A 13,054-nucleotide genomic window follows, 5' to 3' on the forward strand; every position below is an offset into this window, starting at 1 on the left:
CGCCTCTCTCGCAGAGTGGCGCGAACTCGGTGCGGCATAAAGGGCAGCGCTACTGGCCTAGCTGAGACTGGTTCAAATTAGTTGACAGCACCTCGACCTGATTACCGGCGCCGGCAGAGCCTATTTTGACCACGGCAACGCTGCCAGCTGTTGTTCATCATCCTATCGGACAGGGCTTACCCACCCTTGTTTTCGCAACTCGCGTAGCACGGCTTCTGCGTTCTCGACGTCTTTGTGGATGCTTTTAAGCATTACACCTATTGGCGCGTCCGGCCACGCACGCTCAAGTTCAGCCAGTTTGGCTTTAGCCGCATGGTCTTGCCCCATGGCTGACAACGCTGCCGTTACATAAGCTAGTGAAGGAGCGCTGAGCGGATCGCCAAGCTGCTTAGCCTCTTCAAAGCGCTCTACGGTCTTTTCATATTCACCAAGATGAAAGTAAGTCGCGCCCGAGATATTTCTGTTAGCAAATCGTTGGTTACTGGAATCTAGCAGAGAGAGTCTGTCAGCCGTTGCAATAGCTTCCTCGAATTCGCCCGAAAACATTGCCACAGCACCAAGAAAGTCGAGGACCGCACCATCATTTGGATCAAGTTTTGAAGCCCGTCTACTGAGTTGCAGCGCGGCGTCATAGTCCCGATTGGCAAAATTGGCCCAGCTTTTGGCAGACTGGCTCCAGGCTTGGTCTGGGGCTAGGCTAACCGCTTGGTTCGCCAGCTTCATGGCGGCTTCAGCATATTCGGTCTTGGCATCAGACGGCGCAGTTATCACCGCTAGGGACGCGAGTGCCTGCGCTGCACCGGCATACCCACCGAAATATTCTGGATCTATCTCAATCACGCCTTCGAATACGGACAGAACCAGTAGCTGGCGTTGTCGGTCGAAGATGGGAAAGATCATTGTCCGTGCTTGTTCCGCCAAATTGAATGCTTGTAATGCGGCTGGGGATTTTTCGTAAATAGCCACTCGCTGCAAATACGCGTTCGAGTCAGTTGCAGGTAAACCACTCACCTCGGCAAAAGCAGTTTCCTGTCCATCTTGGGAAAGACCGACTGCGACCAACGCACCAACGACGGCCCCAATGGTAAACGCCCCTATGGGCAGACCAAAGCGTTTGGCTTTTGTTGAGATTGATATCGCACTGGTTTCTGAGACAGTTTCGAACCGCGGCCTATATCCACCGCTATCGATACACAGTCGTACCGGATCATCCTTTCCGATACCCTCGTAATGCAGCTCCAAGAACTGACGCAGCCGCCGTGCATCGACGCGAACGATGTTTTCCGGATCGGTCCCCTCTGAAGTATCGCGGTCATAAACATCCTGAGCGATCGTCTTGCTTCGAATTTGACCTCCGCGACCAGCGAGATCTTCTTCGACGATATACGTCAGGAACGCCTGAAGCCTATCGGATCCATCCAGATGAGCGTCAGCAATCAACTTGCCGAGGGCAGCGCGCTTCTCATCGTCCGAGATGTTTTCAGATTGTCGTACCACATTCGTATTTTTGCATTTATTGGCACGTGAGTCACCCCGTTATTCACCGTGAGTCACTTACGTGAATGTCACCTGAACCGTAGACTTGAAACCAAAACAGCGAGCCGGAGCGCGAAACTCCGCATTCCCCGCTTGCCAATCTACCAAGCGACTGGAGGATAACAAATGGCCCAACGTATGACCTACAGAAGTCTCGGCAAGCACTTCGCAATTGGTGCGATATTTGGTGCTTGGGCTGTTTCTCCGCAAGCGGTCACTGAAGCAGTCATCGATTTAGTCGCTCCTTCGGCAGCATACGCGCAGGAAGCAGAGGAAGTTTCTCCGACAATGGTGCGTGATCGTCCACGCGATGTGTACTACCCCAATACTGAAGATCTCGCCGAAGACGAAATGCGGGTAGTCGCGTGTGGAACCGGAATGCCTACAACGCGGGCTGCTCAGGCCGCTGCGTGTTTCCTTGTGGAACTGGGCAACGGAGACAAGTTCTTGTTCGACATTGGTTCGGGATCGGCCGAGCGAATCTCTTCCCTGCAAATCCCGTACAATTATTTGGACAAGGTCTTCATCGGCCATCTTCATACTGACCATTTCGGAGCGTTGCATGACCTCTTCATCGGTGGCGCATTGATGGGCAGAAATGTTCCGTTGCGGGTTTGGGGGCCAAGCGGGCCCGTGGAAGAACTAGGGACAGCCTACGCGCTTGAAAATATGCGCCGGATGTTGACCTGGGACCTAGCCGCGCGGGCCGGCAATACAGACTTTCGCGGGTATAGCTTGGAAATCAACGAATTCGACTACAAGGGTGAAAACCAGGTGGTCTATGAGAACAATGGCGTAACCATTCGCTCTTTCCCAGCGATCCACGCGATTGATGGCTCTGTTAGCTATGCTTTGGAATGGAATGGGTTGAAGTTTGTGTTCAGCTCGGACACCTATCCGAACAAGTGGTTCAAGGAATACGCAAAGAACGCGGATCTCGCGATCCACGAGTGTTTCATCGCCGTACCTGAACTGGTCACCAAGATGAAGTTTACACCTGAATCGGCACTGCTGGTTGGAACCCAAGTCCACACAGCACCTGAAGCCTTTGGTAAGGTGATGAGTGACATCCAACCAAGACTGGCCGTCGCGTATCACTTCTTCAACGATTTCGACACCGTCAACTCGGTCTATCAGCGCATTCGGTCGACCTATGACGGGCCGCTCAGTCTCGCGGACGACTTTATGGTTTGGAACGTCACCAAGGACGACATAACCATTCGCATGGCCGCGACCGAAGAAAGAACTTGGGCGCCCCCGCTGGCTGCTCCTGCGCAAGCACCCGACATGCAGGATAGGGTCAATTTCTCTGAAAAGGCTGGTGTGCCGCAAGATGTTCTTACGTTCTCAGAGTTCACTCTCGGAGGTGTTGACGACGTGGATGACGTCTTGCGTCCGATCTACGAGGAAGCGTCAGAAGTGTTGGGCCAAGAGTTCCCTTATCCGGGCGACAACTAAAATCAAATTTGACCGGCGCGACTTCAACACGCGCCGGTTCTTTCAATTCTGATCGGAATTCTCTATGCGACATACCTCATTTATTTCTCGCTATTTGGTCTGTGTTGGATGGTTGCTCGTCGCGATCTCCAACGCGGCAAACGCCCAGTCACTTGCACGTTCTGAAAATGATGGCGGCGGTTGGCGACACTCAATCACGCCATATCTGTTCCTTCCGCTCAGCACGACTGGCACATCAACCATTGATGGTACCAGCGTCGATCTGGACCTGAGCCTGAGCGAGGTGCTGGACGTGCTGCAGGGCGCAGCTTCCGTACGCTATGAAGGTTGGAACGGGGATTTCGGAATCATCTCCGAGGTCTATTACGTAAGACTCGGTGAAGACGGAACCTTGCCGGGTGGAAACGCAAACGTTGATGTTGATGTCCGGCAGACCTTTGTAAACGTTCAGGGGGCTTACCGGTTTGCAAACGGGGTCAATGCTTCGGGTCGACGCTATGCAGCAGATGTAGCAATCGGTGTTCAGTGGAATCGGCTTAAACAAGAAATCGACATTGCGGGTCCTGGGCCCGGTGTAACGCTGGGCGGAACAGAGGATTGGTTCGAGCCAATGATCGCGCTCCGCTATGCGATGGAAATCAACGATAAATGGAGTTTCGCCAGCCGCGCTGAACTCAGTGGCTTCGGTGTGAATGGCGATGACCTGCAATACCTGCTTCTGGCTGGGTTTGACTGGAGGGGCTGGGAGAACACGTCTCTGCGGTTTGGCTATCAGTTCTATGGAATTGACTATTCCACTGACCGCTCGGGCGGGGAGTTTGCCTATGACGTGGACCAGAATGGTATCTATGCTGCCGTCTCGTTTCATTTCTAAGATTGGCGAATGCAGCAAGACATGGGCTTGGGTGGGCTCAGCGCTCGCCAGTTTTGCGATTGGCGCAAACCCATCGATTGCTGATCTTGTGTCCCCCTACGGCGGAGAAACCGCGCCGAACTTTGTTGAGCTTTCGGTGCAGCCTGATCATGTGCGGGTTCTCCTTGAGGTCGATTTGAGCGACTATCCCATATTCGTCATTCCAGATGATGGTTCGGGTACGTCACTGGCCGAGCGTACGGGTCGAAACCTTCAGATCTGGGCAGACGAAGAGGAATTGACCAGCACAACAAATACGATTGATGTGCGCCCCAGAATTTCCCGGAAAACAGCAGCGAGCGCTCAGTATCGACCGCGACCACGAAGCGAAAATGTCGTCTACGTGGATATGCAGTTTCCGTTTAACGGCAAACCTGAACGGATCACATTCATTCCCCCGCTAAGTCCAGACGGGATTCCCTTGGCTTCACTTGGCGTTGTGGCCGAGCATATGGGTGTTCCGGTGACAGACTATCGTTACCTTTCTCAGGCTGAGACAATGCTGCCAGATTGGGACGATCCTTGGTTTAGCAAATTTGAGAACCCAAATCTCACCCGCCACCACAAATCCCCGATGATGTCGTTCCTGGCCATGGAGCCGCGTGTGGTCCGGCACGAGATCATATTGCGTTTGAAAGACTTCGAAACTTGGGCCGATCTGGGCTTGGGTGGCGCAGAGCGACTAACTCCAGATAATGTCGCCAAAATCAAGTCTGGCGTATCGGACTTTCTTGTGACTAAAAACCCGCTCGCCGTAGACGGCAAGCCGATGAAACCGGAAACGGTACAGGTCTCACGTATCGAGGTCGGGGCCGAAGGTTTGCGTGTTCTTCCGGATGAAGCAGAGGCAAACCGAAAGACGATGCTGCTTGGTGTTGTCCTTTCCTATCCGGTTGCGACCTTACCGAACCGAGTTGATCTGGCATGGGAGCTTTTCCCGGATGGTCTGGATGTGATCCCGATCACCCTCTCCGATCCGGCAGGGGCAGTCCCCTCGCAGATTTACGCAGCCGACCCTGTTGTAAGTTGGAACAATCACCTGAAAACTTGGACGAACCCAAAAACGGGCCCGGTCGTTGTCAAAGTCGCGGGTGCAACACAGGTGCCTTCGATTGCATTTGGCCTAGGCGTTCTGTGTTTGATATGCGCCTATTTTTCGTTTCAGCGTGCAAATGGTCAGCGTCTGATCTTACTTGGCCTTACCGGGGCCTTCGGTGCCGCTGCGATTGCCACATATTCGCTGAACAACTTGTCGTCAGCGCCCGAGCCGGACGAGATCGCGACGCATCAAATCGTAGAAGGGTTGGTGACCAACATCGGAAACACGATGCTTGAGACGCGAGATGACAATGCCGTAGCGGCGATGGAACCATATGTCGAAGCAATGAATCGCGACAAGGTTCAGGCAGAAATGCAGCGTGGGTTGTCAGTTACCTTGCCCTCTGGCGCCATGGCACGCGTCGAAGCGATTTCTGACCTGAATGTCGAGAGCTTCACGCTCGGCGAAGACAGAAATCAGCATCAGGTCCTCGCCAATTGGACTGCCCGTGTAAGCGGAGGTCATTGGGGGCACCTACACAGGCAAGCGGTTTCTTATCGTGGCTTGCTAGACGTTTCGCGGCACGGCGATCATTGGATGCTCGATGATCTGACGATTATCAGCGCCAAAACAGGAGGATAATTCAGTGCCTATCGTGAGGTTGTTTTTTGCCACGTTCTTGTTTGCCATGATCTTTTTGTGCGCGGACAGAGCAGAGGCGCATTTCAATCTCAACCAGAATGTCCGCATTCATCATGTGGCTCACTCAGAAGATGGACTTGATGTCTATTTGCGCCTTCCGATGCCTTATTTAGTTGCGGAACTCGTCGGTCCAGAGGGTACGGACGGTTTGCCTGCACCGGCTCCGTACACATACAATCTGATCGAAGATGGCGTGCTCATGCACTACTTGGATCAGGTCGCATTTCACAAAGACCCATCCGGTTTGGCTCGTATTGCTGAAAACGGCTTTGTGCTATCTGTCGACGGGCACCGACAAACGGCAGAAATCGTCTCGATAAGACTACACTCGGTGGGGCAAGAACCTGGATTCGCCACGCTTGATGAGGCGCGTTCGGCACTTGAGCCAAGAGATGTTTTGCCAAAAACCGAGGAGATTTACGTTGGCGAGGTGATGGTTGACGTGCATCTGCGCTTTGTGACGGGAGAAGTTGGAGCATACAGTGTATCCTACACTTCTGATCCGGGGCTTACTGGACAAGAAGAAACGGCGAACCTGATAATCGACTACAACGGACAGGATGTTCGTACACTTCGTGCGCGGGGCCTGATGCACACCCCGGTCGATGTTTCGGGATCAGCAAGCGCAGCCGCTTCGACCTTCTTTGTCGAAGGTATTCGGCATATTTTGGAAGGTCCGGATCACGTGCTCTTTGTGCTTTGCATGATCATCGGCGCCATGAACTTGCACAGCCTTCTCGCCCGCGTCACAGGCTTTACCTTGGGCCACACGGTAACATTGATTTTTGGTTTTTTTGGCTTCGCGCCGAACGGAGCGTGGTTCATCCCAACTGTCGAATTGGCAATAGCACTTTCAATAATCTACGCAGCTGCAATGGCGGTTTGGCCACCAGAGAAAGGACATGGTGACCTGAAGGCTTTTGCCATCACTTCCGGGATTGGGTTGCTGCACGGGTTTGGGTTCTCCTTCATGTTGCACCAGATTCTTCGTGTAGATGCTCCAAACGTTTGGCACAGCTTGCTGGCGTTCAATGTTGGAGTAGAGGCTGGTCAAGTCATGATCGTTCTATTGGTCTGGCCATTGGTGTTGTTCTTGCGCAAACAACCAGGTCGTATTTGGGTGGGCTCTCGCGCTGCCGTTGCGGCTTGCGCAAGTCTGGTCGCAATGGTTTGGGTAGTAGAACGAGCAGAGTTCTTTCTCTAACACACGCGTTGTTAACATGAAGCACGCAGCCGCTAGCAATCCGACACGCGGCTTTCGCAGATGTACGGTCAGTTTTTTGCGTGTCACTCAATCTGCAAAGTCTTGGATTGAATGTCCGCTTTGGGCTGCGACCCGCCGAATGCAGGTGCAGCATGCCTTCGAATTTGCAGACTAGTTTTTATCAGATACTGACTAATCGTTCAATTTGAGCATTCTATTTGTATCGAAGGCCTCGACATAATCTGGCTCTGTGAACGGAGAATACTGCTTTTTCGTACCTGTCCGTAGTGCAAACTGTTCAGCGAAGTCTTCCAGCTTGAGTTCGCTTTTACCCTCTAGTTTTGCCTTGGTGAGGGTGTCAATCAACAGTTCGATGACAAGGCCCCATCGATGAGCACAAGCGAAGTCCAGTCGACGTAGAAAGTCCATCGTTACCAGTTGGAAGATGTCAATTTCCGCCTCGTCCGCGTAGGCGAACAAAAGCTCGCGCAGTTCTTCTTTATCACGCTAAAGTCTGATCTCATCGAAGTGAACGGGATCACGACTTGCTTCTCTATTGTCATGAAAATCATCTCCTAGATTTCTCGGACCGTGTTGTGGACCACTTGGAACGGGAGTGCCGAACAGAAGAGTTTGACGACGACAACCCGGACCATGTCCTTGAAAAGGGCGGCTGGTTGGCTGACGTTTTCCTCACGATGGGCACATCGGAGATGGCAAATTACGTTAACTTCGTGACTGACAACACGCCTCTGAGTACCCAGCACGGCGTAAAGGGCGAGGAATACAATGAAGTGCTGGTTGTTTTCGACGACCTAGAAGCAGCTTGGAACCAATACAGCTTCCGAAAAACACTGACGCCGGAAACGGCAGGGGAACCATCTGACGGACAACGGGAGAAGAGCGCAAAACTTGCCTACGTTTGTTTCTCAAGGGCCGAGGACAACCTGAGAATTTTGTTCTTTTCGCAAGACGCAGAAGCCTCCAAGAAAGAGTTGGTTGCCGCTAAATTTCTTTCCGAAGATCAGATAATGGTACTTCGTTGACCCCGCGGTTTAGTCTCAAACCAGTACAGTTGAGATTTGAGTAAACTCGGCACTGCAATGATAATCTAGTTTAAAGCAAACAACTCGTTCGCTCAGTGCCCCACGACGTTTTTAACTTTACGAGACCCGATCTGCGGAAGCCGAAGATGTGGAACCTACTTGGGCACTGCGTCGATCAAGATGTCAAAGACGAGTTTGTTCGAAACCCTAGAATCGGCCTTTGCATCAACCAGCCGCGGCTCGATACAAAAAAGCCAGCAGCAATATTCTAAGGCAACTAGTGTTCCGAGCTTCCAATAGAAACGCACAAATGATGGCGAATCTTCGACTTTGTGTGAGTAGACAAACTTATTGACATCGATTTGCACGAACCGAGCGCAATTTGCACGCTTATGGTTAATCCGCATGGTGAGGAATATGGCTGGGGTGGTAGGATTCGAACCTACGATACACGGTACCAAAAACCGCTGCCTTACCACTTGGCTACACCCCATCGGTGAGCGGCTGTCTACGATTGTTGCTGGCAGGGTTCAAGAGGATTCAGATAAAAAAATGGGCCCTCTTTAAAAAATTTTGGTCACGCTTGCTGCCGCGTCCGCGGAAGGGTTCTCTTGACCTGTTTTCGATACCTATATGGCCACGCGTCTGTCTCGGGATGGACAAACCAAAGTACGAAGATCTCCAGGACCTTCGACCCTTTGAGTGCGAATTCGGGCGGTCAATGTCTCTTTTACCGCTGTCGGCGGCCAGACGGCTTCCATTGAAACTGGGAGCCCGTAGGAGAACGGACACTGCGAAAGATTCAATGGCCGGTTCAGCGACGAACTGCTCAAAGGCGAAATCGTCTAAAGCCTGCGCAAAGCACAAATCCTGATCGAACAATGGAGGATACGCTACAACACAAAACGCCCCCACAGTGAATTTGGGCTATCGTCCGCCAGCGCCCGAACCATCGTAGCGATGAATCACAGGCCGATGATTCACTATCAATCGACTTGGACCAGTCAGATTAGGCTGCGCACTAGACAATTGGCCGCTCAGGATCGCCTCAAGGGTGATGCGACGTCAGACCCGGTTGGGTTGCGGATCTCCATTCGTGAACCGAATGTTAACGGCCTGTTTTCTGCGTGTTCAACCGTGTTCTTTAATACTCCTGTATGAATCCTTGCCTGAAGAATCTGATGGCCGAGATACGCAACGAAATCCGGGGGGTATGGATGTTGGACCTTGCTTTAACCTTTTCAGCTACTTCAGTTTGGGTTGCTGTTGGTTTCTTGTCAGGGTTCTCTTTTTTATTGACTTGAAGGAACCGTTTGGCAGATGCACGAGCCCTCAACCCCTTACACCGCTGCAATGAACGCATTTCAGTTAGAAAGCGAAGACGCCGACGGCTACGCGGCGATGTGGGCCGCTTGTCAACTCATGGCTTTGCTTGAAGATAGGCCGGAACTAATGAAAGAATTTGCGGGCTTGTAGGCGAAAAAGTGGAACCTAAATACACATTCGCAATTTGACCCAGACCGCATGTAGCACCTTTTCCAGCGGCCACTTGCTCCACCACGTCCCGAATATGGAAAGTCCGCGATAGCCGAAGAGGCCCCCAATATGCCTGTCAGCCAAGCGAACGGGGTTCTGACACAGCAATCACCTTAGGATCTGCAGAGAATACTTAAGATCAGTATTGTGGAACTTTATTAGAAGCGCATTCGAGGCAACCTACTCGAAAAGATGGAAGCATTCGTTCAGGGTGGGCAGCTTTGAGTGTAGAAAAGCCAATCCATTAAATAACGAACGTTCCGACGCAGAACCTAGAGCGCGGTGTGGGTAAATTGACGGCAGGGTTAAGGCAACTCCCAAAATACCAGATTACAAACAATGCATTGAGAGAGGTATTTGGTAGCGGAGGAGGGACTTGAACCCCCGACACGCGGATTATGATTCCGCTGCTCTAACCAACTGAGCTACTCCGCCATGAGTGAGAGGCGATTTAAGGGAGCGGTCAGGGAGGGTCAAGAGGGAAAACACCCCCAACTAGCGGATTCTTTCAGTTCGTCGGCTACCCCTCCTGCGGCAGAGCCGCGCTCGCCGCAATGCCAGAGGCGACACCGGCGATGAAAGCGGCGCAGCGGTCAGGCTCGGTGATCAGGATCATGTGCCCTGCCCCGTCAATCACCTCATATCCCAGCCCGAAGCGCTCCATTGGAGGGCCATGGTGAGGCGCCGACAGGATTGCATCCTCGGTGCCGTAGAGGATTGAACCTGGCGTCCGGAGCGCATCATAGCGGGCGACTTGCTCGGAGATGCTGAGATCAACGCCGATCACATCCTCGGACGCCGTGACAAAAGCCGAGGGGCGCAGGCCAAGGGCGCCGCCCGCGCGATCCAGAAAATCCGAAGGCGGCGTTTCCGGGTCGAACACTGCGCCCAATGTATGCGGTGCGGTTTTTGCTGCGATGGGAACGGCCAGCGTGTTGCCAATCAAGCGTCGCAGCCATTGCGTGCGAATCTCCAATGGTTTGAAAACCGCTGGCGTTCCCGGCAGTTTTTGGGTCAACGGGGCAAGCAGCGCCAGCCCGCCTACCCTTTCGGGAAAGTCGAGCGCCATCGCGAGCGAAACCGCCCCGCCCAGTGAATGCCCAACAAGAATCGCGCTTGAGACCTCTTTCACCTCAAGAAACTCGGCAATCATCCGCGCCTGCTCTGACAGTCGGGCCAGATCTGCGCTGTCGCGTGTTGAATACCCGCATCCCGGTCGATCAAGGGCGATCACGTGGTACTCCTCGGCCAATTTGTCGACAAGCGCGTAGGTATAGTGCTGCAATTGCCCTGCGAGTCCGTGGATCATCACGATGGTTTGCGCGTTCGGGTCGCCTTTTTCAACGTAGTGAATGCGCCCACCGCGCACCGGAAGGATTTGCCCCATCTGTGGAACGGTTTTCAGCCCTTCCCGCATCAGACTACGGGTCCATAGGTTCATTGCCAGCAGAAACACCGCGAAGACGGCCAATAGAATAAGAAGCGTCGTCATATCAAACCTCGCTGCCTGCGGCTGGAACCGAAACGTATTGCTCTAACCCGGATTGTGCCATGCGTTTTTGAAATTCTGCAACTGTTCCGGGCCACAGAGTCGTGTTGCGCCCCTCGGCGTCTTGATACCAAGACGAGCACCCTCCGACCTGCCAGACACTGTCAGTGTGACGGTCCTGCATTTCCTTGGTGAACGCGGCTTGCCGTGCGGGGTCTGGAACAACCACCTCCAGCCCTTGGCTTTGCATCCCGTCCAGAACGCGGCCGATATGGCCGACCTGAGCCTCAATCATCAGCACGACCGAGTTGTGGCCGAGGCCCGTATGCGGCCCGAGCAATATGAAGAAATTCGGAAATCCTGCGATCGCAGTGCCCAGATTGGCTTGCATCCCCTCTGCCCATGCATTGCGCAATGTCTGCCCATCTGTCCCGGTGATATCGAGTCGTTCGACCATATCAGTGACATGAAATCCGGTGCCCCAGATCAGGATGTCAGCATGCGTTTCGCTGCCGTCGGCTGCGATGATCCTGTCTCTTTCAATCGAACGGACTGCTTGCGATACGAGGTCGACATTGTCGCGCGCAAGCGCCGGATACCAATCGTTCGAACTGAGGATCCGCTTGCAGCCAATCCGGTAATCTGGCGTCAGCTTCTCGATTTCGGCAGGGTCTGAGATCGCGCGTTCAAGCTCTTTTCGCCACAACTTCATGGCATATTGCACCATTTTCGGATCGCAGCGGAACACTCGATGGCGGTATTCAAAAACCGCGAAGATCAGCTTGCGCCGCAGTCGCGGCAACAACGGAATCCGCGCGTAAAGCCTGCGAACCCAAGGCGCTATCGGGCCGTCAGGACGCGGCAGAACATAAGGCGCGCTGCGTTGGAAAATCGTGACATGGCGGGCCGTTTTGGCGATCTCTGGTACGAATTGCACCGCCGAGGCACCCGTTCCGACCACTGCCACGCGCCTACCCGCGACCGAGACGTTGTGATCCCATTGCGCAGAATGAAACGTCGGGCCCGGAAAACTGTCGGCCCCTGCAATGTCCGGAATACTGGGATGATGCAACGCACCGATGGCTGAGACCAGAAACCGCGCCGACCAGCTCTGCCCCGACTCCGTCTCGACTTGCCAGCGCGTGCCATCCCATTTGGCCGACTTCAACTCCTGCTGAAAATGACAGAGGTCGTAAAGGCCTTCCTTGCGCGCAACATCCTGTAGATACGCCTGAATCTCGGCTCCTTCCGCATAGGCGCGGCTCCAGTTCGGGTTTATGTGTGTGGCCATCGAATAAAGGTGCGAGGGGATATCACAGGCAACACCGGGATAGGTATTCTCGCGCCATGTCCCGCCGATATCACCAGCCTTTTCCAGAATAGCGATGTTGCGGAGGCCACGTTTGCGCGCCTCAAGTGCCATGGTCAGCCCGGAAAACCCGGCCCCGATGATCAGCATATCGACATTGTGATCCACGCCCTCCCCCCCTCTTCAAGACGACCAGAGTGTATTGGCAAAGACTATAAGCGCAGGCGGCGCCCTGAACAGCGTCCCGTTGGGTAATGCCGCCAAACTAGCACTCGCATACGCTGAGTGTGACGTGCCACTATGTCGTTTTCGACGAATTCGATCAGTCAAAACGCCCCTTTTTGGCAATAAGGCTCGCAAAATCCGTCGTCATTGCGACCGAAAAGGTCGGAATCCGGAGCACCACACACGCAAAGAGTGTCTAGCCTTCCCAACCAACCCACTTAACCAAAGACGCCTTTTCGGTGTCCGTTTAACATCGAAATCACAAGGAAAAATTCAAGGCGCGACAGAACCTGAGTGGGTCAGGATTTAAAGCCGCGCGCCTGAACGACCGGTGCGATCACCGCAAAAACATAAGAGAAGAGCCAGAAAACAGAACGGCCTTCCGCCTTATCAAATCGACAACACGGAGGAAATTGATGTCGATTAAAGAACCGTTTACGGATTTGGACATTAAGACCGCGGATAGTGGTTTTTATGAGAATAACAGCGTTCCGATTGCGCTGATCAGTAAGGGTGTGATGGTAGCCCTTGTGCTTTGGGCGCTGATTTTTCCGGCGAACGCGAACAGCACTCTGGGCAGCTGGAACTCTCAGATTC

10 protein-coding genes, 2 tRNA genes and 1 pseudogene are annotated in these 13,054 nt (G+C 53.4%); 7 read left to right on the forward strand and 6 right to left on the reverse strand.

Features of this window, described 5'->3' with window-relative positions:
- Positions 1-162: 162 nt before the first annotated feature.
- Complete coding sequence (locus tag ACXAH8_RS22900) at positions 163-1,497, reverse strand: tetratricopeptide repeat protein (RefSeq protein WP_475220817.1); 1,335 nt, start codon at positions 1,495-1,497, stop codon at positions 163-165.
- 177 nt (positions 1,498-1,674) lie between these two features.
- On the opposite strand from ACXAH8_RS22900, the gene gntH reads away from it, so the two are divergent.
- From gntH to ACXAH8_RS22920, 4 genes are all read left to right on the forward strand, one after another.
- The gene (gntH, locus tag ACXAH8_RS22905; protein WP_475220818.1) at positions 1,675-2,994 is read left to right on the forward strand and encodes a guanitoxin biosynthesis MBL fold metallo-hydrolase GntH; all 1,320 of its coding nucleotides are present in this window, start codon (positions 1,675-1,677) and stop codon (positions 2,992-2,994) included.
- A 64-nt stretch (positions 2,995-3,058) separates the two neighbouring features.
- Positions 3,059-3,868 carry a hypothetical protein gene (locus ACXAH8_RS22910; RefSeq protein WP_475220819.1) on the forward strand — a complete coding sequence of 270 codons (810 nt, stop codon included), beginning with the start codon at positions 3,059-3,061 and terminating at the stop codon, positions 3,866-3,868.
- Positions 3,819-5,588 carry a hypothetical protein gene (locus tag ACXAH8_RS22915; protein ID WP_475220820.1) on the forward strand — a complete coding sequence of 590 codons (1,770 nt, stop codon included), beginning with the start codon at positions 3,819-3,821 and terminating at the stop codon, positions 5,586-5,588. Before ACXAH8_RS22910 ends, ACXAH8_RS22915 begins: the two co-directional genes overlap by 50 nt.
- A 4-nt stretch (positions 5,589-5,592) precedes the next feature.
- Positions 5,593-6,852 carry a HupE/UreJ family protein gene (locus tag ACXAH8_RS22920; RefSeq protein WP_475220821.1) on the forward strand — a complete coding sequence of 420 codons (1,260 nt, stop codon included), beginning with the start codon at positions 5,593-5,595 and terminating at the stop codon, positions 6,850-6,852.
- Positions 6,853-7,044: 192 nt separating this feature from the next.
- On the opposite strand, the gene ACXAH8_RS22925 is transcribed toward ACXAH8_RS22920, so the two are convergent.
- Positions 7,045-7,281: a hypothetical protein gene (locus ACXAH8_RS22925; protein ID WP_475220822.1), complete on the reverse strand. Its 237-nt coding sequence runs from the start codon at positions 7,279-7,281 to the stop codon at positions 7,045-7,047.
- A gap of 167 nt (positions 7,282-7,448) precedes the next feature.
- Here ACXAH8_RS22925 and ACXAH8_RS22930 point away from each other — a divergent pair, with 167 nt between their 5' ends.
- Positions 7,449-7,898: a hypothetical protein gene (locus ACXAH8_RS22930; protein WP_475220823.1), complete on the forward strand. Its 450-nt coding sequence runs from the start codon at positions 7,449-7,451 to the stop codon at positions 7,896-7,898.
- Between the two features lie 418 nt (positions 7,899-8,316).
- On the opposite strand, the gene ACXAH8_RS22935 is transcribed toward ACXAH8_RS22930, so the two are convergent.
- A tRNA-Gln gene (locus ACXAH8_RS22935) sits at positions 8,317-8,391 on the reverse strand.
- A gap of 239 nt (positions 8,392-8,630) precedes the next feature.
- On the opposite strand from ACXAH8_RS22935, the pseudogene ACXAH8_RS22940 reads away from it, so the two are divergent.
- A pseudogene (locus tag ACXAH8_RS22940) lies at positions 8,631-8,847 on the forward strand (integrase core domain-containing protein); the annotation flags it as partial.
- Positions 8,848-9,792: 945 nt separating this feature from the next.
- On the opposite strand, the gene ACXAH8_RS22945 reads toward ACXAH8_RS22940, so the two are convergent.
- The 3 genes from ACXAH8_RS22945 to ACXAH8_RS22955 form a co-directional block, all read right to left on the reverse strand.
- A tRNA-Met gene (locus ACXAH8_RS22945) sits at positions 9,793-9,869 on the reverse strand.
- A gap of 85 nt (positions 9,870-9,954) precedes the next feature.
- Positions 9,955-10,926 carry an alpha/beta fold hydrolase gene (locus ACXAH8_RS22950; protein ID WP_475220825.1) on the reverse strand — a complete coding sequence of 324 codons (972 nt, stop codon included), beginning with the start codon at positions 10,924-10,926 and terminating at the stop codon, positions 9,955-9,957.
- Position 10,927: 1 nt separating this feature from the next.
- Entirely contained in the window at positions 10,928-12,400 is a 1,473-nt protein-coding gene (locus ACXAH8_RS22955) for a flavin-containing monooxygenase (protein ID WP_475220827.1), read from the reverse strand.
- Positions 12,401-12,873: 473 nt separating this feature from the next.
- Between ACXAH8_RS22955 and ACXAH8_RS22960 the strand changes: the two genes are divergently transcribed.
- On the forward strand, positions 12,874-13,054 hold a 181-nt coding region (locus ACXAH8_RS22960), incomplete at its 3' end, for a hypothetical protein (RefSeq protein WP_475219727.1).

The organism is Ruegeria sp. ABV3_008 (assembly GCF_056161185.1).

Excerpts from the sequence above, each read along its gene's own strand:
- gntH (WP_475220818.1), top strand. The coding sequence starts at position 1,675 with ATGACCTACAGAAGTCTCGGCAAGCACTTCGCAATTGGTGCGATATTT.
- ACXAH8_RS22910 (WP_475220819.1), top strand. The coding sequence starts at position 3,059 with ATGCGACATACCTCATTTATTTCTCGCTATTTGGTCTGTGTTGGATGG.
- ACXAH8_RS22915 (WP_475220820.1), top strand. The coding sequence starts at position 3,819 with ATGACGTGGACCAGAATGGTATCTATGCTGCCGTCTCGTTTCATTTCT.
- ACXAH8_RS22925 (WP_475220822.1), bottom strand. The coding sequence starts at position 7,281 with ATGGACTTTCTACGTCGACTGGACTTCGCTTGTGCTCATCGATGGGGC.
- ACXAH8_RS22950 (WP_475220825.1), bottom strand. The coding sequence starts at position 10,926 with ATGACGACGCTTCTTATTCTATTGGCCGTCTTCGCGGTGTTTCTGCTG.